This is a genomic window from Pseudoxanthobacter sp. (assembly GCF_036822375.1).
Taxonomy (GTDB): domain Bacteria; phylum Pseudomonadota; class Alphaproteobacteria; order Rhizobiales; family Segnochrobactraceae; genus Pseudoxanthobacter.
Genome location: NZ_DAISHT010000053.1, coordinates 1 through 19,989 on the forward strand (window position 1 = coordinate 1; position 19,989 = coordinate 19,989).

Annotated in this window: 15 protein-coding genes and 1 pseudogene; 9 read left to right on the forward strand and 7 right to left on the reverse strand. The window is 72.2% G+C overall.

Annotated elements, in window-relative coordinates; translation table 11 throughout:
- Together V7067_RS07435 and V7067_RS07440 are read right to left on the reverse strand one after the other, a co-directional pair.
- Positions 1–223 (reverse strand): annotated as a pseudogene (locus V7067_RS07435) (hypothetical protein); the annotation flags it as partial.
- Positions 220–1,107 carry a DUF6502 family protein gene (locus V7067_RS07440; RefSeq protein ID WP_334175253.1) on the reverse strand — a complete coding sequence of 296 codons (888 nt, stop codon included), beginning with the start codon at positions 1,105–1,107 and terminating at the stop codon, positions 220–222. The pseudogene V7067_RS07435 and the gene V7067_RS07440, both read right to left, overlap by 4 nt.
- Positions 1,108–1,482: 375 nt before the next feature.
- Here V7067_RS07440 and V7067_RS07445 point away from each other — a divergent pair, with 375 nt between their 5' ends.
- Both V7067_RS07445 and V7067_RS07450 read left to right on the forward strand, forming a co-directional pair.
- A complete protein-coding gene (locus V7067_RS07445; RefSeq protein ID WP_334175254.1) occupies positions 1,483–2,883 on the forward strand; it encodes a GDSL-type esterase/lipase family protein in 1,401 nt (466 codons plus the stop codon).
- A 252-nt stretch (positions 2,884–3,135) separates the two neighbouring features.
- The gene (locus V7067_RS07450) at positions 3,136–3,726 is read left to right on the forward strand and encodes a nitroreductase family protein (protein ID WP_334175255.1); all 591 of its coding nucleotides are present in this window, start codon (positions 3,136–3,138) and stop codon (positions 3,724–3,726) included.
- An 83-nt stretch (positions 3,727–3,809) separates the two neighbouring features.
- Here the strand turns inward: V7067_RS07450 and V7067_RS07455 are convergent, their stop codons facing one another.
- Positions 3,810–5,006, reverse strand: a complete 1,197-nt coding sequence (locus V7067_RS07455; protein WP_334175256.1) for a TDT family transporter — start codon at positions 5,004–5,006, stop codon at positions 3,810–3,812.
- Between the two features lie 143 nt (positions 5,007–5,149).
- On the opposite strand from V7067_RS07455, the gene V7067_RS07460 reads away from it, so the two are divergent.
- From V7067_RS07460 to V7067_RS07470, 3 genes are all read left to right on the forward strand, one after another.
- The gene (locus tag V7067_RS07460) at positions 5,150–6,043 is read left to right on the forward strand and encodes a LysR family transcriptional regulator (RefSeq protein ID WP_334175257.1); all 894 of its coding nucleotides are present in this window, start codon (positions 5,150–5,152) and stop codon (positions 6,041–6,043) included.
- Between the two features lie 107 nt (positions 6,044–6,150).
- Positions 6,151–7,365, forward strand: a complete 1,215-nt coding sequence (locus V7067_RS07465) for an MFS transporter (RefSeq protein WP_334175267.1) — start codon at positions 6,151–6,153, stop codon at positions 7,363–7,365.
- Positions 7,366–7,403: 38 nt separating this feature from the next.
- The gene (locus V7067_RS07470) at positions 7,404–7,784 is read left to right on the forward strand and encodes a rhodanese-like domain-containing protein (RefSeq protein WP_334175258.1); all 381 of its coding nucleotides are present in this window, start codon (positions 7,404–7,406) and stop codon (positions 7,782–7,784) included.
- Positions 7,785–7,873: 89 nt separating this feature from the next.
- Here V7067_RS07470 and V7067_RS07475 read toward each other — a convergent pair whose 3' ends face one another.
- Positions 7,874–8,473 (reverse strand): SH3 domain-containing protein, encoded by a 600-nt coding sequence (locus V7067_RS07475; protein WP_334175259.1) that lies wholly within the window; start codon positions 8,471–8,473, stop codon positions 7,874–7,876.
- 720 nt (positions 8,474–9,193) lie between these two features.
- On the opposite strand from V7067_RS07475, the gene V7067_RS07480 reads away from it, so the two are divergent.
- On the forward strand, positions 9,194–9,964 hold the full coding sequence (locus tag V7067_RS07480; RefSeq protein WP_334175260.1) for a phosphodiesterase: 771 nt from the start codon (positions 9,194–9,196) through the stop codon (positions 9,962–9,964).
- A gap of 28 nt (positions 9,965–9,992) precedes the next feature.
- Here V7067_RS07480 and V7067_RS07485 read toward each other — a convergent pair whose 3' ends face one another.
- From V7067_RS07485 to V7067_RS07495, 3 genes are read right to left on the reverse strand one after another with little or no spacing between them, the layout of a single operon-like run.
- Entirely contained in the window at positions 9,993–11,384 is a 1,392-nt protein-coding gene (locus tag V7067_RS07485) for a hypothetical protein (protein ID WP_334175261.1), read from the reverse strand.
- Positions 11,385–11,395: 11 nt separating this feature from the next.
- A complete protein-coding gene (locus V7067_RS07490) occupies positions 11,396–14,143 on the reverse strand; it encodes a hypothetical protein (RefSeq protein ID WP_334175262.1) in 2,748 nt (915 codons plus the stop codon).
- Positions 14,140–15,528 (reverse strand): hypothetical protein, encoded by a 1,389-nt coding sequence (locus tag V7067_RS07495; RefSeq protein ID WP_334175263.1) that lies wholly within the window; start codon positions 15,526–15,528, stop codon positions 14,140–14,142. Before V7067_RS07495 ends, V7067_RS07490 begins: the two co-directional genes overlap by 4 nt.
- 185 nt (positions 15,529–15,713) lie before the next feature.
- On the opposite strand from V7067_RS07495, the gene V7067_RS07500 reads away from it, so the two are divergent.
- Genes V7067_RS07500 through V7067_RS07510 form a run of 3 tightly spaced genes read left to right on the forward strand, consistent with a single transcriptional unit; the run spans position 15,714 to position 19,931 of the window.
- The gene (locus V7067_RS07500; RefSeq protein ID WP_334175264.1) at positions 15,714–17,645 is read left to right on the forward strand and encodes an HlyD family efflux transporter periplasmic adaptor subunit; all 1,932 of its coding nucleotides are present in this window, start codon (positions 15,714–15,716) and stop codon (positions 17,643–17,645) included.
- Positions 17,642–19,147, forward strand: a complete 1,506-nt coding sequence (locus V7067_RS07505; RefSeq protein WP_334175265.1) for a glycosyltransferase — start codon at positions 17,642–17,644, stop codon at positions 19,145–19,147. The genes V7067_RS07500 and V7067_RS07505 overlap by 4 nt, the downstream gene beginning before the upstream one ends.
- Before the next feature lie 13 nt (positions 19,148–19,160).
- Complete coding sequence (locus V7067_RS07510) at positions 19,161–19,931, forward strand: polysaccharide lyase (RefSeq protein WP_334175266.1); 771 nt, start codon at positions 19,161–19,163, stop codon at positions 19,929–19,931.
- Positions 19,932–19,989: the final 58 nt, after the last annotated feature.

The following is a 19,989-nucleotide window of genomic DNA, read 5'->3' on the forward strand; positions in this document are numbered from 1 at the left end:
AGATGCTGCCGAAGGCGCGGATGGTGCCATAGATGCCGGTGCCGCCGATGCCGCGGTCTTCGTCCGGCGTGGCGGCATAGATGCGGGAGCCGGTGCCGCCGATGCCCTGATCGCGCGGCTCGGACCCGGCCTGACCGCGGCCGGCGAGCCCCGTCAGCCCGGCCAGAAGCGACGCGGCACCGAGCAGGATGCCACGCCGTGTTGGGAAGAACGGGCTGGTCACGGAGCCCCCTCTTGCCCGTCCGCATCGGACGCGGCAGCCTGCGGCTCATCTTCCACATAGATATAGACACCGAAATTCCAGCGGCTGCTGCCGCCGGCATCGGTGCGGCATGCGGCGTGGGCCTCGCGGTTGGCCGCCGTCAGCGCATCGATGGCAAGGGTGCGGGAAGAGGCGGCAAGCGCCCGGGCAAGCTGCGGCGACAGGCCGTCATAATGCACGGCCCGTTCCAGAAAGCGCGGCTGCGGCCCCAGCACGTTGGCCACCGCGGCGGCCGCATGGTCGTGCAGGTTGCGGCCGAAATAGTGCAGCCGCGCCGCATCGTCGCCGCGCGGCACGAACGCCATTTCCGTCAGGTTCAGGCGGTCCTCGCCATCGATCACGACAAGGCCGCTGTCCAGCCACTCATCCAGCACGGCGCGCGGGCGCACATCGCGCGTCACCGCGCCGACGAGGGCCTCGAAAGACGGCTCGCCCTCGCCCGCCTGCCGCGGCAGGGGCAGCGGATGGCCAAGGGCATCGCAATAGCCCGGCTCGGCCAGCCAGCGGGCAATGATGCGGCTGGTGCGCGACAGCGTGGTGGGCACGGTGTTCACCGGCGCCCCGGCGCCGCGCAGGCGGTGCACCTCCTTGCGGTGAATGCCGGTCAGAAGGCTCACGCGGCTGTCGGTCTGCTCCTTGCCGGGCAGCGCAAACTCGTGCTCGGCCACGTTCACATAAAGCTCGCGCAGCAGGTCGGCGAGCGCGGGAAAGGTGATGCCGCTGCGGATCATCAGCCGCACCAGCGGGCGCAGCACGCGCGCCAGCGGCCCGTGCAGCTTGTCCGCCGCGGGCGGCGCGCTGACCGGCTCGGAACGGGACGCGGGATCCGAAGGTGCGTTCGACATGGGGCGCACCATAGCCACAAGCCGCGTGGGCATCAATCCCACAAAAATGCGCCGACGGGCTTGCGTGGGTATTTTTCCCACGATATGAAGAAGGCGGAAGGGACGCCGGACCGCAGCCGGCCCCCTTCTTCGCCGGTCCCGTGCAGGCAACACCCTTCTTGCCCCCAAGTTGCCCGCGCGGGACCGGCCCCTTTCCCTGAATTTCGCTGCAGCCCCGGAGCTGATCGTGATCGTCGCAGGTGGCGTTGTCGTCGCCGGCATATGGGCCGGTCTTGTCCTTGTCGCGACGTGCGGCCTCGGCCGGGCAACCGCCTCGCTGCCGCCGGCGCGGATCGGCCGCGGGCGGCTGCGCCCGACCTGCGGAAAGGCCGCCCGATGATCCGCACGCTCCGCCGCTGTCCGCGCCTCTCCGCCATCCATCCGCTGCGCCTCGGCATGACGCTGTGTGCCGTGTCGCTTGCCGCGCTGGTGGCCTCCGCCATGGCCGAAGCCCCGGCCGGCGACGGCGATGCGCTGGTGACCCATGCCCGGCTGATCGAACCCGGCACCGCCGCGGCTGCCCGGCAGCTGAGCTGGGTGGGCGCCTGGTCCGCCCCGCCGGTGCCGCCCCCGCGCGACGGCGAAGCGGCCGGAAAGCTGGAAAAGCTGAAGAACTACCTCACCGGCGAAACCGAGACCCTGACGGCCAACTCCACCGTCCGTTCCACGGTGACGCTGACCACCGGCGGCAATTTCGTCCGCATCCGGCTGTCGAACTATTACGGAACCGGCCCGCTTGAGGTCGGCGGCGCCAGCCTTGCCCCCGGCGCGGACCCGGCCGCCCTTGTTCCCGGCACCCTTCGCCGCGTCACGTTCGGCGGTGCAACCGGCGTCAGCGTGCCGCCCGGCGCCAGCATCGTCAGCGATGCGGTGCCGCTTTCGGTTGGCGCGTCGGCGGCGCTGACGGTATCGCTGCACCTCACCGGCAAGCTGCCGGCGGTGCCGAGCCAGCATGCCCAGAGCACGCGGGCCAGCCTGATCGTGCCCGGAAACGCCATCGCCATGGCCGAGATCGGCGAGGCGCGCGTTACCCCGGAGATCTATTTTCTGAGCGGGATCGATGTCGCCGGCGGGCCGGCCACCGATGCCATCGCGGTGCTGGGAGATTCGCTCAGCGACGGCGGCGACGGCCGCTGGCCGGCGCTGCTGGCCCGGCGGCTGGACGATGCCGGCCAGCCGACCGGCGTGCTCAACCAGGCCATTGCCGGCAACCGCGTCACCGCCAATGCCGATCCGCAGGTGCCGGCCAGCGGCCCCGGGGCGCTGTCCCGCTTCGAGCGCGACGTCATCGGGCAATCCGGCGTGCGCCATCTCGTCGTCTTCGAAGGCATCAACGACATCGGCGCGGCACGGGAGGGAACCCTCGCCGCCGACGACCTGATTTCCGTCTACGAACAGATCATCGCCCGCGCTCACGAAGCCGGCCTCCGCGTGCATGTCGCCACGCTCACCCCCTCAATCGGCGCGGCCTATGCCGGTTATGCCTCGCCGCAGAAGGACCGCGTGCGGCGCGCGGTGAACGACTGGATCCGCACCAGCCCGCTCATCGACAGCGTCATCGACACTGCCCGCATCGTGGCCGATCCGGCCGATCCCTCGCGCCTCAACCCCGCCTACGATATCGGCGACCATCTGCATCTCAACAGCGACGGGCAGGCGGCGGTTGCGGCCGCGTTCGATCTCGGCGCTTTCGGCAGTGCCCGCGAGACCGCATTCGTGCCGGCCCTGAAGAACTGAAGCCCGCGGATATTGTCCGTTCCGTCCGGCCGCAGGGCTGGACAATCGCCGGACACTCGGCAACATTTGCCGGGCATCGGGCCGGCAGCGTCATCCCCCTCTTCCCCCCTCCCCGGCGGGGTCGCGACCGGCCGTCCCGGGCCTCATGTCTCGACATCGGCACCCGTCCGCTCCGCCCTGCCCCCCGGCCGTCTTCCTCCGCCGGCAGGCGGTTCCGTTCGGCGGACGGCGGCCGCAAGGGAGTTCTTTCTGATGACCGAAGCCAATTCGCGCGCGGCCGAGCAGCCGATCAATCCCGTCTTTCTGGAGCGCTGGTCGCCGCGCGCCATGACGGGCGAGCCGATCAGCCGCGAAGAGCTGCTGACGCTGTTCGAGGCCGCCCGCTGGGCGCCGTCTGCCTACAACGCCCAGCCGTGGCGCTTCATTTATGCCCTGCGCGATACGCCGGCCTGGGAGACGTTCCTCAACATCCTGATTCCGTTCAATCAGGGCTGGGCGAAAAATGCAGCCGCGCTGGTGGTGATCGTCTCCGACAGCGAAATGCTGCCGCCCGGTTCCGACAAGCCGGTGCCCTCCCACAGCCACTCCTTCGATGCCGGCGCGGCGTGGGCCTCGCTCGCGCTGCAGGCCGTGCATTCGGGTCTGGCCGTGCATGGCATGACCGGGATCGACTTCGCCAGGGCGGCGGCCGATCTCGGCGTGCCGGCAAGCTGGCGCGTCGAGGCGGCGGTGGCCATCGGCAAGCAGGCCGACAAGTCGGTGCTGCCGGAAGGCCTGGCTGCCCGCGAGGCGCCCTCGGGCCGCAAGCCGCTGGCCGAAATCGTCTCGGAAGGCCGCTTCTGAGGCAGCCCCCCGCACCGGAAAAACGACACAGGGCGGCCCGGCGGGCCGCCCTTTTTTTTCCTCGCGTCCGGCCTCGCTGCCGGTCAGACGAAGTCCGCCTCGATGCGGCTCGCAGCCGGGCTGCCGGCAAGGCAGGGCGAGACGAACAGGTAACCCTTCCACGCACCGTGGGCCGTGCGCACCGCCACCACCGACCAGAAGCCGACCAGCATGGCAATCAGCGCGGCGCCGGCCAGCGCAAAGGCCTCCAGATGGGTGGTGCGGGCCAGAGCCAGCGTGGCGAGCGAATAGACGCCGAGCGGGAAGGTGAAGCCCCACCAGCCGATGTTGAAGGGCATGCCGTCGCGCAGGTAGCGCACCGTCTTCAGCATCGCCAGTCCCAGCCACCACAGCCCGTAGCCCCACAGCATCAGCCCGCCGATGAGGCCGAGCCCGAAAGCCACGTCGCCCGCGCCGCCAAGCCCCGCCGCCGCAAAGACCGGCCGCGCATCCGTTCCCATCAGCAGCAGGCCGAGAGCGCCGGTGCCGATCGGCCCGAGGGCCAGCCAGCCCGAGGCGGCCATGTCGCGGGCCGGCAGCTTGTGCAGCGCCAGCCGCAGAATGAGGATCACCAGAATGCTCATCGCCACCGGCACCGACAGCGCCCACAGCACATAGCTGAAGATCAGCGTGGGGAAGGCCGCTTCCGCCGCCAGATGCGGCACCAGCTGGGCGCCGGTCACGGCGGCAACCTCGCAGGCCACCACCGGCAGCAGCCACACCGCCGTCATGCGCTCGATGGCATGTTCCTGCCGGGTGAACATAAAGAACGGGATCAGCAGCCCCGCCGCCACCGACATCGCCACATCGACATACCACAGCGCATGCACCACCGGCACCACCGCGCCCTCGCCCCACAGCGGAATGCCGAAGGCGAGGCCGCCGTTGAGGATGGTGGCCAGCCCCATCGGGATCGCGCCGAAGAACATCGACACCACCGAGTGGCTGAAGATGCGCCGCGCGCCGTCGAAGAAGAAAATCCAGCGGGCGGTGTAGGCGAGCGAAAACAGCACGAACAGGCCGATATCCAGCAGCCACAGCGCACGCCCGATTTCGTGCTGGGCCGGAAAGCCGAACGGAAACTGTGCCAGCGCCAGCGCCACCACACCGGTGCCCATGGTGACCGTGAACCAGTTCGGCGTGAACTGGCGCACCGCCTCGCGCAGGCGCCGGCCCGGCGCACCCGCGCCCGCAGCGCCGGGGTGCCCGATGAGGGAGAAATTGTCCAACGGGAGGCTCATCGCCGCCACTCCTGAATTCATTTTCTGCGCAGAGCCTAGTTGCGCAGAACCGTTTTCTCCAATTCATTGTTCCGGTTAAAATGATCGCATGATCCGATCGATCATTCCGCCGCAGCGGATGGCCTTCCGGGAGCCGGATTCCAATGACCCTTGAGCAGCTGCGCATCTTCGTGGCGGTGGCCGAGCGCCAGCATGTGACGCGCGGTGCCGCCGCCCTCAATCTGGCGCAGTCGGCCGCCAGCGCGGCGATTTCGGCGCTGGAGGCCAGCCACGGCACCCGCCTGTTCGATCGCGTCGGCCGCGGCATCGTGCTGACGGAGGCCGGGCGGGTGTTTCTCGGCGAGGCGCGCGCCGTGCTGGCGCGGGCGGAGGCGGCCGGGCGGGTGCTGGCAAGCTTCGGCGCGCTGGAACGCGGCAGCCTTGCCGTCCACGCCAGCCAGACCATCGCCAGCTACTGGCTGCCGCGCCATCTGGTGGCCTTCCGCCGCGCCTTTCCGGGCGTCGCGCTGTCGCTTTCGGTCGGCAACACCGCCGAAGTCGCCGCGGCCGTGGAGGAGCGGGTGGCCGAAGTCGGCTTCGTCGAGGGCGCGGTCGAAAGCCCGTTGCTGGAAGCCGTGCCCGTGGCGCGCGATCACCTCATCGTGGTGGTGGCGCCGGATCATCCGTGGGCAACGCGCAAGGGGCTGCAGCCGGCCGATCTGATGACCGCCGGCTGGGTGGTGCGGGAAGCCGGTTCGGGCACCCGCTCCGCCTTCGAGGATGCGCTTCGCGCCGGCGGCCTCGATCCGCAACAGCTCGAAATCGCCATGCAGATGCCCACCAACGAGGCCGTGCGGGCAGCCGTGGAGGCCGGCATGGGCGCGGCCGCCCTTTCCGGGTCGGTCGCCGCCGGTGCGCTGGAGGCGGGACTGCTGGCGGCCGTCGACATTCGCCTGCCGCCGCGCACCTTCAGCGTCCTGACCCACCGCGAGCGCCAGCCGAGCCCGTTGTGTGCCGCTTTCCTCGGCCGCATCGTGCGGGGCGCCGGCGGGCCGTGAGCACCGCCATATTTACGAGCCTCTTTATATACGATAACAGGAATATAAATTCCGCCCGGCGCGCGCTGCCGGTGCGCATGCGGAAATGACGCCCGACCATGGCTCCGATGACCCTTCCCTCCGTCGACGACACCACCGGCCGGCTGGCCCGGCACAATGCCCGCGTGCTGATGGTGGCGCAGGCCCTTGGCGGCGCGAGCCCGCCCATCGTGGTTTCGCTCGGCGGCCTGATCGGGCAGATGATGGTGCCGGGCTCCGCCCTCGTGACGCTGCCGATCAGCCTGTTCAATCTGGGCCTTGCCGCCGGCGCGCTGCCCGCTGCCTTTCTGATGCGCCGCTTCGGCCGCCGGGCGGGCTATCTGACAGGGGCGCTGATCGGTGCGGCGGCCGGGCTCATCGCCACGGCCGGCATCGTGCTCGGCCTGTTCTGGCTGTTCTGCCTCGGCACCACGGTTGCCGGGGCCTATGGCTCCTATGTGCAGAGCTATCGCTTCGCGGCAACGGACAGCGCGCCGCCGGCGCTGCGCGCCCGGGCGATCTCGCTCGTCATGATCGGCGGGCTGTTCTCGGCCGTCATCGGTCCGCAACTGGTGATCTTCACCCGCGATGCGATGCCCGGTCAGCCGTTCGCCGGCAGCTTCGTGAGCCAGACCGGGCTCGCGCTGCTGGCCCTTCCGGTGCTGGCGCTGCTGCGGGCCCCGGCCATCGCCGCCCAGCCGCGCGGCGGCGGCGGCCGGCCGCTGCGCCGCATCCTCATCAACCCGCGCTTCATGCTGGCGCTCGCCGCCGGCATCGTCTCCTACGGCCTCATGACCTTTCTGATGACAGCCGCGCCCATCGCCATGGTCGGCTGCGGCCACACCGTGGGCGAGGCCGCGCTGGGCATCCAGTGGCATGTGCTGGCCATGTTCGCGCCCAGCTTCCTGACCGGGCGCATCATCGCCCGCTTCGGCAAGGAACTGGTGACCGCCGCCGGGCTGGTGCTGATTGCCGTTTCCGCCCTTGCCGCGCTGCGCGGCACGGGGGTGGCGGATTTCTGGGCCGCGCTGGTGCTGCTGGGCGTCGGCTGGAATTTCGGCTTCATCGGCGCAACCGCCATGATTGCCGATTGCCATGACGAACAGGAGCGCGCCCGTGTGCAGGGCGCCAACGATTTCCTGCTGTTCGGCTCGGTCGCCATTGCCTCGTTCCTGTCCGGATCGCTGCTGCATTCCGGCGGCTGGCAATGGCTGAACGGGCTGGTCTTTCCCGTCGTCGCGCTGGTTCTGGTGCCGCTTCTGGTGGTTGCGGCCCGCCGGCAGAAGCGCATCGCCCCCCTCTGAAACCGGCCCGTCCGCCGGGCAGCACAAGGAGAAAAACCATGCGAACCGAGAAGCTCGGCTCTGCCACGCTGGAAAACTGGTCGCCGGCGGAGGTCAAGGCCGCCCTCGACCGCCACGAGATCACGCTGATCGACGTGCGCACGCCCGAGGAATATGTCCACGGCCACATCGAAGGCGCGCTGCTGGCGCCGATGCAGTCGGTCGGGCCGCTCGACCTGCCGATGGCGGGCGGCAAGCCCGTGGTGCTGCACTGCGGCTCGGGCAAGCGCTCGGCCATGGTTGCCATGGCCTGCGCCGAGGCTGGCTTTACGGGCCTTGCCCACATGGAGGGCGGTTTCATGGCCTGGCGCGCGGCCGGCCTGCCCTATGTCGCCCTCGATCCCTCAACCGGCGCGCCGCGCCGCACGACGGACCGCTGAGGGTCTGCTGACCGCTGAGGACAGTGCAGCCCGGCCGGGCTTTGCCGGCCGGGCTGCCGCTGCGCGGCCTGCTGTCACGCGGCCTGTTGTCAGTTGCGCCAGGCGCGGGTGTGGCCGTGCGCATTGCCATAAGGCCCGACGGTGACGCCGCGATTGACGCAGCCGCCGCCGTTGGGCCCGTTGACGCACTTCGTGTTGCCATAGTGCCGCGGCGGCACCGGTGCCGGCGCCGGCCGGTAATAGCGGTTCCACTGGCCATACCACGGCCGGCCGACATAATGGGTGTTCCAGTAGGCCTGCGAGAAGCCGACCACGGCAAGGCCCATGGCGGCGGCAACCGCCGGGCTGAACGCCGCCGGCTGGCCGGCCTGCACCACCTGCAGATAACCCGCGGCAATCCAGCCGCGCGCCGAGCCCCACGACGAATCGCACCACGTATAGCCGCTGAGGCAGCCGTAGATGGTCACCGAAGCGCCGCGCGGCACGCTGCCGACGGCGGGATAGTTCGTGCCCGGCCCCGCCCGCAGGTTGACATTGCCGGTGGTCACCGCCGGAGAGGCGGCCTGCGCCGGCGCGGCGGCACCAATGCCGAGAAGCCCGGCCATAACACCGGCCAGCGCCGCGGCGATGCCGCCGGTTCGCCGTGCCGCGGAGTGCTTCTCACCGTCCGCAGGGAAAGAAGACATCATCGTTCCAGCCTCATCGCAGTTGCGGGTCTCTGGCCTGCCTGCCGGCGGCAGAAACCGGGAATGGGTCTTTAATGTGCCGAATTGCCGGCCCGCTAGCCACAGCAAAGGCCGGCCGGCGCGCAATTGCCGCCCGTTTGCCCACCGGAGCGGCAGCCGCGACCGGCGCGGCCGGCCGTTCGGCGGGCTCAGGGCCGCGGCGCGGGTTGGCCCGGGGTTTGCGTAGACGCAGGTGTCTTGCCGGCCCCGGCCGGACCGGCCGTCTGCGGCAGCCGGTCGAGCGCAGTGCGGCAGGCGGGAGAAAGGGCGGCCCTGTTCTGCTGCATGCAGGCAAGGACGCGCCCGCCGCCGGGGCGGACGCTGGCGCAGTGGGTGGCGTAGTCGCTGCGGCAGGCCTTTTTCAGCGTGGCGGCGGCATCGCCTGCGGCCTGTGCGGAGCCGGCGGAGAAGCCGGCCGCGGCCGCCGCCATCAGGACAAGCCGCCGGAGGCGGCGCGGGACAACGGGGAGAGACGACCGATGCGGGGCAATCATGATTTTCATCCTGCTGATGCGCCGGGGCTGCGGTTCCGTCACGGGTCACTGCCGGGCCCCGGGCAAATGCTGATGCTGCGATAACGCAGCACCCGGCGATCTCCTTCGCCGGAGAATATCGTTTCGGCCTGCATCGCCCGTTCGCGGCCCGGTGCCGGCGCCTTGCCTTCGCCTGCCGACGGTTGCGTGCATGAAGATCGTCCTGCTTTCCGACACCCACCTCGATGCCACGGATGGCCGCGTGGCCGGTCTCGATCCGCGCCGGCGGCTGCATACGGCCCTGCTGGATATCGTCGGCCACAATGGCGATGCCGACCTGTGCATCATCTGCGGCGACCTGACGGAAGACGGCTCGCGCGCCTCCTACGAGCAGCTCGCCGGCATGCTGCGCCGGTTCCCCATTCCGGTCCGCCTGCTGCTCGGCAACCACGACGAGCGCGCGGAATTTCTGGCGGTCTTCCCGGAAACCGAGACGGACGAGAACGGCTTCGTGCAGTCCGTGCTCGACACGCCGCGCGGCCGGCTCATCTTCCTCGACAGTCTGGAGACCGGCCGTGCCGGCGGGCGGCTGTGCGGGCATCGCCTCGGCTGGCTGCAGGCGCGGCTGGAGGAAGTGCCCGGCGAGCCGGTGCATGTGTTCCTGCATCACCCGCCGTTCGCCATCGGCGTCAGCACGCTGGATTCATGCCGGCTCAGCCCGGCCGATGCCGATGCGCTGAAGGTGCTGCTGAAGGCCCACGGCAACGTGCGCGGGCTGTTTGCCGGCCATGTTCACCGCGCCGTCTTTGCCGAATGGGGCGGGCTTGCGGCCGCCGCGCTGCCTTCCACCAACCACCAGACGGCGCTGGAGCTGGGCGGGGCGCGGGCCGGCCTCGGCACGGACCGGCCAAGCTACGGCATCGCCCTGCTCGGCGCCGACGAAACGGTGCTGCACATCAAGTCGTTCGTGCCGCCCTCGTAACGCCGCGGCGCCTTCGCGACGCTGCCGGTCAGGGCAGCCCGGCGGCCACCGCGGCCGCCAGCGGCTGGCCGCCCTCGGCCGCCTTCTTCAGCCACAGCCGCGCCGATTCGATATCCCGCCCGGTGCCAAGGCCGCTGGCCAGCGCCAGCCCCAGCCGGAATGCGCCCTCGGCATCGCCGGCGCTGGCCGCCCGCCCGAACCACACCACGGCCTGCGGCAGATCGGGCGGCACCGCGCCGCCGGTGGAATAGAGCATGCCCAGCGCCGTCATTGCCGGCGGGCTCGCCGCCTCCGCGGCGCTCTCCAGCGTGCGGACCGCGGCGATCGTTTCCGGCGCCGGCCAGCTTGCCAGACCGATGGCCGTCACCAGCGCGCGGCTCACGTCGTCCCGCCCGGCCGCAACGGCCAGGCTGCGCAGCCGCACCATGTCGGCCGGCGTGCCGGCCGCCAGCCCGGATGAGATGGCATTGGCATAGTTCGCGGCCGCCACCGGATCGCCCGTCACCGCCTTCTCGCGCAGCGCCTCCAGATCCGCCGGACTGAGGGCGGCCAGCGCCCGGGCCGACATCAGCGCAACCGGCTTTGCTGCCCGCACTTTCGGCGGGCGCGGCGGCAGAAGGGCGTGGGCCAGCGCCATCCAGCGTTCGCCGAGCGCCGCATCGGCCGGCACGCCCCGCCCCTCGCCGAGGTCGGTCGCCAGATTGCGATAGAGCGCGAAGACCGAGCCCGTTTCCACCGTGGCCAGCACCGCTTCGGCCTGCGCCTGCTCGCCGCGCGCGGCCAGCACCAGCGCCAGCCGGCGCCGTGCCGTGCCCGACCCGGCATTGGCCGCCCGCAGATAATATTGCTGCGCTGCCGGCAGGTCGGGCGCACCGAGCGCACCGCGCGCCCAGAGATCGCCAAGGGCAATGGAGGCGACGACCGAGCCGCCATCCGAAAGGTCGCGGTAGCCGGATGCGATGGCCGCCGCACCGGCCGGCTGCACGAGGCCGGCCACCTGATCGGTCGCCAGCCGGCGCAGCGCCGGGCCATAGCCCGCCGCGGCCGCCTGCTCAAGCCGGCGATAGCCCCGTGCCGCATCGGCACCGGGCCGGCCGTCGAGATCGAGCAGCGCCAGTTCGTAGGCGGCCGTCAGCGCGGCGCGTTCGTTGGGGTGGCGGCGGCTGACATGGCCGCTGAGGCCGCGCCCGGCCGCCACCTCAAGCGCCGCCCGTGCGCCGGCATAATCGCCGGCCGCAGTCAGCGCCCGGGCCCGCGCCAGCAGGTCTTCGGCCGAAAGGCCGGCGCCGGGCGCCGCCACCGCCGCGCTGCCGCCCGCGGCCGGCCCGGCCAGCAGAAGAACCGCGGCAAGCGCCGCCGCGCAGCCCCGCCCGGCCTTTCGCCGCCGCCCGGCCGCCGCGGCGGCTTTCGGCGCTGTCATCCGCAGCCCCCTCATCGCACCGCCCCCTCTGCCGGCGCGGCGCCTTCCAGCGTCAGGCTGTAGATCGCATCGCGGTCGCCCAGCGCAGCGGCCTGCCGCAGCCAGAACAGACGCTTCCGGCGCCCGGCCGCATCGGTGGCGTCCGTCAGCGCCTGTGCCAGCTCGCGCATGGCAAGCCGGTCGCCGGCACCGGCGGCACGCTCCAGCAATTCAAGACCGGCGCTGCGATCGGCCGCCACGCCGTTGCCGCCGAGAAGCCGCAGCCCCATCTCGCGCAGGGCGTCGGGCGCACCGGCATCGGCGGCCCGGCGCAGGCGGGCGACGGCGGCAGCCCGTGCCGCGGGCGTGGCCTGCGGGTCGGTTTCCACCCATGCGGCAAGGCGGATGGCCGCCGGCCCGTCGCCGCGGTCGGCGGCCCGTTCAAGAAGGGTCATCGCCTGCGCGCGGTCCGGGGCGGCAATCTCGCCGGAGAGCATCATCTCCGCCAGTTCGCGCTGCGCGGGGGCATAATTGTCGGCCGCGGCCCGGCGCAGCAGGGCGGCGGCGTCTTCCGCCGTCGCGCCCGGCACATCGCCGCGCCGCATCGCCATGCCCACGGCGGCCGTGGCCGCCATGTCCGCCACGGCGGCGCGCCCGGCGCGGGCATAGACCCGGCCCGTCGCCGCGTCGGCCACCGGGCTGAACGGCGCCAGCGCCCGCCAGCCCTGCGCCACCTCCACCAACGCCCGCGGATTGCAGCCCGCAGCCTGTTCGCGCTCCTGAAGCGTCGCCACCAGCGCGGCGGCATCCTGTCCGGTGCCGGCCACGAATTCTTCGGCGGCAAGGCGGGCCTGCCGGCCGCGCGCAGCCCCGTTGCCGGCCGCAGCCGCCGCCTCGGAAAGTGCCAGCCCCTGAAGGCGGTCGCGCTGCCCGCCGCCGCGCGGTGTCAGCAGGAACGAGGCGAAGGCAAAGCGCCCCTCCGGATCGCCGGCCGCCGCGAGCCCCTGCAGGATCGCACCCGCCTCGGCGCGCTCGGCCGCCGTGCGCGCGGTGAAGGCCAGCGCTTCGGCGAGTGCAACGAGGCCGTCAGTGCGGCCTTCGCCGGGCACGTCCAGCCGCGCGCGCCAGATCGCGGCGCGGTGCGGATCGGCCGCAACCCCGTCGCCGTGGCGATACATCACGATCAGCGCGGCCATCGCCCGGCGGTCGCCGGCCCCGGCCGCCTGCAGCAGGTCGGCCAGCCGCGCGGCGCCGTCGCCGCGCAGCCGCGCCTCTTCGGCGCGTTCGCGAAGGAGATCGCTCGATCCGGCCGCAATGGCGCGCTCGCGCCAGACGAGCGCCTCCGCCTCGTCCGGCACCACGCCGAGACCGCAGCGATAGATGGCGACCAGCCGTTCGCCGGCCGGCGCATCGCCCAGCAGCGCCGCCTCGCGGTAGAGCCGGCGGGCAAGGGCCGGCGCAACCGTCTCGTAGGCTGCGGCCCGCACCGTGATTTCCGCCGGCTCCGCCGTGACGGAAAACGCCTCCTCGTCCGGCACCGTGTCGCCGCCGGCCTGCTCCAGCCGGGCCAGCGCCGCAAAGGCTTCCGCCGGCGGATCGGGCCGCGCCAGCGCGGCACGGAACAGCGCCGCCGCCCGTGCCCGGCGGGCGGGGTCCGCGCGGCCGCCGCCGGCAACCTCCAGCCGGCCGAGTTGCAGCATGGCGCGCGGATCGCCGGCCCGCACGCCGCGCTCCAGCACGGCCATGGCGGCCGCCGTGTTGCCCGGCTTGCCGCCCTCGCCCCCGGCGAGCGCGGCGGCCAGCAGGCGGGTCGCCGGCAGGTCGCCGGCCTGCGAGGCCTGATCCAGAACGGCCAGCGCCGCCGCCCGGTCCTTGCTGACCTCGTCGCCGCGCAGCAGCCGGCTGCCCAGTTCATAGGCAGCCTGCCGCCCGCCCGGCCCGCCGGCCTCCGCCGCCCGGCGCAGCCAGGCAATGCCCAGCGCGGGATCGCGGCCGGGGCTGCCGGGATCGAGATAGGCGCGGGCGAGATCGTAAAGCCCGCCGCACCGGCCGGCAGAAAGGTCCTGCAGGGTCAGCATCAGCCCCAGCGCCCACGCCTGCATGGCGGCATCCGGGGCCGGCTCCGGCCGCGATCCGCCGTGATAGAGCGCGGCGAGCGCGAAGCCGGCCCGCGCCTCGCCCGCCGCAAGGGCGCGGCGATAATAGCCCTCCGCCCCCGCCATGTCCGGCGCGGAGGTGGCGCCGTTTTCGTCCGCACGCGCCAGCACCAGCGCCGAGGCCGCCATGCCCTCGCGCAGTGCCTGCTCCAGCAGGGCCCGCCCGCGCACCCGCGCGTTCGGATCGTCGCGATTGTCGATCAGGATGCGGCCGGCCAGATGGCGCGCCCGGGACGCGGCCGGTCCGCCTTCATCCATCACCGCCTGCAACAGCTGCAACGCCAGATCGGGATCGGCCGCATGGTCCGGCCAGCCGGCGGCCAGAACCGCGGCATCCTCCACAATGGCGATGCGCGACAGCCCGGCCGGCAGCGGCGCCTTCCAGCCGGTCCAGTCCCGCGCCGGGCGCACCGGCGCCGCCGGCCCGCAGATGGCGGCAATGTCGATGGCTGCCGGCGACAGCGCAATCGCGGCCGCCTGCGCGCCGGGCGGCTCCGCGGCCAGCGCCGCGGTGCCCCCGGCGGCTGCGGCCAGCGCCGCCGCCAGCGCCACGCCCCGCGCCATCGCGCACAGGAAAGGCCGTCCCGCTCTGCCGCTCATGGTGCGGATCACGGTGGGGATCATGGCGCGGCCTGCGAAGTATCCGGCAGGCGGCAGAGCGTCACGGCCACGGGCTGGGCCGGCCGGCCCTCCGGCCAGACGAACGAGACCATCCGCGCCGTCGCCGCCCCCGTCAGGGGGGCCAGATCGTCCGGGGCGATATAGAGCGGATTGGGCACGCCGGCCTGCCGGCTTGCCACGAGCGGCAGTGCACTGAGACCCTGCGGGGCCTTGCCGTTCTGCGTCAGCAGCGTGATGCGCCCGTCTGCATCGCCTGCCGGCAGATGCAGCACGGCGGCATAGCGACCCTGAGCCGGCGAAGGCAGCGCAAGACCGGCCCCCCCGGGCAGCAGCGCGGCATGACCGGCCTGCCGCGCCGTGCCGGCACAATCGCCGGCCGCAGCCGCCGTCAGGCGCCAGAGATCCACGATGCCGAGATCGGCAAACCACGCCGCCGGCACCACCCACACCAGCACCGCCGGCGGCGTCTGCTGAAAGCGCGGGCTTTCCAGATAGCCGAGCAGGGCCGAAACCGGATCCGGCCCGGCCTCGATCCGGGCGGGATGGCCGGTGGCGCTGGTCATCAGGCCGGCGAAATCGATGGCGCCGCCGGCATCGCTCTCCGCACCGGCAATTGCCAGCGGCGCCGCCCCCGGAGCGGGGGGCAGCGCCTTGCGCGGGGCAGCCGTCTCGGCCGGCAGCGGATCGGTACAGAGCCGCTCCAGCACCTGCGCCATCGCGCCCCCGGCCGCATGCGGCGTGCCTTCCGGCGGCGGGGCGCCGCCGGTCAGCAGGCCCGGGCTGAGCAGCCGCGCCACCCGCGTCGCGATCAGCCAGCCGCCATCGACGGTCACGCCCTCCGCACGGCGGAAATAGAAGCCGGGGTCCGGCAGGCCCGCGACATCCCGCGGCTCAAGGCCGGCGACCGCAAGCCCGGCCGACCGCAGGCCGGCGATCAGGCTGCCATAGCCGGCGCCGGCCACGGCGGCATCGAACACCGCCTGATCGTCCACGCCGCCATCCAGCGCCGCGGCGGCCACCAGCCCGCGCGGCGGCAGCGGCACGACCACAAAACGCACGCCGCGCGCAGCCAGCAGCGCCCCGAGGCGGCCCAGCAGCGCCAGCGCCTCCGGCCCCGGGCGCATGGCCTGCGCAAGGTCGCTGCGCGGACCGGCACGCGGGCCGCGAAAGAACCAGCCATCGAGCCCCTGCGACAAACCGCCGGGAGCGGCGCTGTCGCGGGCGCTCTGCTCCAGCGGCGGACAGCGATAGAGCGGCGCGCCGGCAGCACCCGCCGGTGCGGCGACCGACAGCGCCACGGCGACGAAGGCCGGCGCAGACAGGCCAGACCGCGCCGGCAGCCGCTTGCCGCGGCCACGGCGCGGGGCTCCGCCGCCGGTTTCGCTCATCAGAGGCCGCACGCTTCCGCCACTCCCGCTCCTGTTGCCGTCCGCTGCCTGCCCGGCCCGCCTGCGCGTGCCGGTTCCCTCTTCGTTGCGATTCGCTGCAATATCGAAGAAAGAGTTTCCCTGTATAAATCGACGCCAGAGATGCGCCACTGCGGAACGACCGCAGCAAGGGACAAACGGCTTCCATGGCCAACGACCCCCCTCATATCCGCCACGCGTGGTCCCGGTTCGGGCGCGACAGCACCGGCGTGCCCGCCGGGCCGCAGGACGGCGACCCCGCATCGCTGCTGTCGGCCATAACACCGACTGCAACGCCGGCCGATCCGAAGGACATCGCCGCCCTGCTCGGCTCGCTCTATCCGGGCAGCTCTGCCGCCGATACAGCGCCCGCCGAAGCCGCCCCGGCCGCCGGACCCGCCGGCGAGGCCCCCGACAGCGGCACACCCGCCCCGCCGGAACCGGACGAGGCGCCGCGCATCGTTTCGCGCAGCGGCAAGCGCGTCTATCCGCGCTTCGAGATGCCCGCCAGCGCCGAAATCGACGGCGTGCGCTATGCCATGAGCAACTGGAGCCTCGGCGGCTTCGGCCTTGCCGGCGCCGGGCCGCATCTGGACAAGGGCGCCGTGGTGCGCGCGCTGCTGGTGTTCGAATTCGATGCCATGGCCGTCAGCGTCGACTGCACCTGCACCGTGATGCGGCTCGAGGGGACCGCGGCGGTCGGCTTCCAGTTTCTCGGCATGACCGTCGACAAGGCGCGCGTGCTGCGTGAAATGGCCGAGCAGTGGCTGGCCGGCGACCTTGCGCCGGGCCGGCTGATGGGCGCATCCCGCGCGCCGCAGCAGCCGGACGAAGCCGAAAAGGCGCGCATCGGCCGCATCATGCGCACCGTCAGCCGCGCACGCACCGCGCTTCTGGTCGGCGGCACGATCCTCGCCACGCTGATTGCCATCGTCGCCATCGCCATGGTGCTGCTGACGGTGCGCTCGGATTTCGCCGCCGTGGTGCTGAATTCCGTGACGGTCCGCGCACCGATCGACGGCGTCGTCACCCTCGATGCGCCGAAGACGGGCGAGAGCGTGGCCGCCGGTCGCCGGCTGGCCATGATCGAGCCCGGGCAGGTGGCCCGCGACCGCGTGGCCATCGACACGCGCATCGGCCTGCTCGAAGGCCGCCTCGCCCGCCAGCAGGCGCAGCTCAGGACCGCGGAAAGCAACCTGCAGATCATGCAGCTGGCCGCGGCCGCCGAGCTGGCCGATGCCCAGAAGCGGCGGGAAGCCGTGGAGCGTGAGCTTGAAGCGCAGACCCGCCTGCAGGCCGGCATCGCCGCCGGCCGCATCGGCGGCGCCGCCGCCGAACGCGCCAGCGCCGAATCGCTGGCCCGGATCGTGGCGCTGGAGCGCGTGGTGGGGCTGGAGCGCGAACTGTCGGATGCCCGGCTCAGCGAAACGCGGCTGCGCCAGCGCCTTGCCGGGCTGCGTGACGGCGTTTTCGGCGCCGACGGGCGGGCCGAGGTGGAAAGCCCGGCCACGCTGCGCGCCGCCATCGACGACACCGGCATCGAGCTGGACGAATGGCGCCGCCAGCGCGCCTCCTTTGCCGCCGTGCCGGTGGAGGCGCCCTGCCACTGCGTGATTCTGGAAACCGATGCCGCCGGCGGCACTTTCGTGCGGCAGGGTGAACCGCTGTTCAGCCTCGCCCCGCCGCAGAACCCCGACGGAACCGTGGAGGTGGATGCCCTCGTTCCCTTGTCGCGCGCCGCCTATCTGGAAGTCGGCCAGACGGCAAGCGTGGCTCTGGCAGACCGCGGCGCGGTGGCCGAAGGGCGCGTGACGGCGCTGCACTTCAATGCCGACCGGCTCAACCGCTTCGGCCTGCCGGCCGACCGCGGCATGTTCTCCGAACGGGCTCTGGTGACGATTGCGCTGCCCGCCGGCAGCGTGCAGCCGGCACCGGCAGCCGGCCTGCCGGCAACGGTGCGGGTGCGCATCGGCGTCGGCGCGCTGCTCAGGGGCATCCTCGGCACCGCCTTCAGCGTCTTCAATCCGTTCTCCGCCGGGGCCGGCACGGCGGCGCCGCACTGGCAGCCGCCGTCCGCGCCGTCCGATACCGCGTCATGACCTACGGCGTCCCGACCCTGCCGGATTTCACGGAGCGCTCGCCGCGGCTTGCGACCCTTGTCGGCTGGCCGGTCAATCTGCTGCTGATCCTCGCGCTGCTCTATCTGCTGATGCTCGATCCGCCGCCGCGCCACGGCGTCAATGCCGTGTTCGCGCTGGGCGCCGTCGGCATCTGGCGGTGGTCGTGGGCGATCCTGCATTTCATTCGCGGCGCCATCTTCCGCCGGCTGGTCTTTCCGCGCATCCGCCGGCAGGCAGCGGCCGCGCCGAAGCCGGTGCATCTCTACATGCTGGTTACCAGCTACCACATGTCAGCCGAGCTCAACGCCGCGGTTTACAAGCGCGTGTTCGAGGAAGTGCGCGATTACGGCGTGGCGGCAACGGTCGTCGCCTGCATTACCGACCCGGCCGACGTCACGGTTCTGGAGGCGATCTTCCGCCATGTTGGCGGATTGCCGGAAGGCACCAGCCTGATCTTTTCGCCGCAGCGCGGGCGCGGCAAGCGCGATGCCATGGCCCGCGCCCTCGTGGAAATCGGCCGCGGCCAGCCGCTGCCGGGTTCGCTTGTCGTGCTGATGGACGGCGACACCGTTCTGGGGTCCGGCGCGCTGGCGCTGACCTGTCAGGTCATGGCAGCCGATCCGCGGCTGGGTGCGGCGACCACCGAGAACATTCCGCTGGTGCGCGGCTCGACGCTGACGCGCGAATGGTATCGGCTGCGCATGGCCCAGCGCGACAATCTGATGTGCTCGCTCGCCCTGTCGCGCAAGCTTCTGGTGCTGACGGGGCGGTTCTCGGTGTTCCGTGCCGAGATCGCCGCAGACCCGGAATTCGCGCTCGCGCTTGAAAACGACACCGTGCAGCACTGGCGGTTCGGCCGGCTGAAGATGGTGACGGGCGACGACAAGAGCACCTGGTATCTGGTGCTGCGCCGCGGCTGGGACATGCTCTATGTGCCGGACGCGGTGATCTACCCCATGGAAGAACTGCCGGCGGGCTCTTTTCCCGCCGCCACGCGCGCGCTGATGGTGCGCTGGTTCGGCAACATGGTGCGCAACAGCAGCCGCGCCATCCGGCTCGGCCCGCGCGCGGTCGGCCTGTTCCCGTGGTGGTGCTTCGTCGACCAGCGCCTGTCGATGTGGACGCCGCTGATCGGCCCGATCAGCATCCTCACCCTCACCGTGCTGCAGGGAACCGGCTTCCTCTGGGCCTACCTGCTGTGGATCTATGTCAGCCGCACGGTCATGTGCGCGGCCCTGTGGGCGGCGACCGGACGGCTCCACCCCATTTTCCCCCTTTTGCTCTATTACACACAGATCACCAGCGCCGTTCTCAAGATCGTCATGACGTTCCATCCCTACCGCCAGCGCTGGACGCGGCAGGCCGTGGGCGCTGGCGTTTCCGACCCGGAAACGGCTCTGCGGGACTTCACTTCCGGTGTGCTCAATGTTCTGTTCGTGGCTCTTTTCGTTTCGGTCGTGGTGCTGTTCGTCATCACCTGAGGGCCGGTTCGCCGTGGCCGCAGGGCTTCTGGCCGCGGGGCTTCTGACCGCGGGGCTTGTGGCCGCCGGGCCGGCCGCCGCCGGCGAGCCCTGCGCGGCCTTCGGCACGCCGCAGCCGGTCGACCTTGTCGCCATCGCCACAGACGGCGCCGCACCCGGCGGCGAAATCAGCCGCTTCTGGGGGCGCGACCGGCTGGCGCCGCAGGATGGCGGCGTCATGGTGTCGTTCCCGGCCGGCTCCATCAATCCCGGCAACAAGACGGCGCCGGAGGGCGGTGCCGGCTTCCTGTTCGCCCTGCCGGCACCGGTGCCGGCGGCCTGTCTCAGCTATTCGGTGTTCTTCCCCGCCGGCTTCCAGTTCGTCCGCGGCGGCAAGCTGCCCGGTCTCTATGGCGGCGAGGCGCCGAGCGGCTGCGACAAGGGCGGCAACGTGCCGGGCTTCTCCGCCCGCCTGATGTGGCGCCGGGACGGCGATGGCGAGGTCTATTTCTACGGGCCGGACCGCGAGGCGCGCTGCGGCGTGTCGCTGGATCGCGGCGCGTTCCGCTTCGGCACCGGGCGGTGGGTGCGCATCAGCGAGGCGGTGACCGCCGGCAATCCCGGCCGCGTGGAACTGTGGATCGACGGCCAGCCGGCCATCAGCGAGGCACAGGCCATCGACCCGGAAACCGGCGTCGGCGGCGTGATGTTCGCCACCTTCTTCGGCGGCAACAGCGCGGACTGGGCCTCCCCGCTCGATCAGGTCGCTGGCTTCCGCGACATGGCGATCTATACCCGGCCCTGAGCGCGGCTGACGCAAGACGGCCGGGCCCCGGGGGCCCGGCCGTTGTCCTCACCGGCTG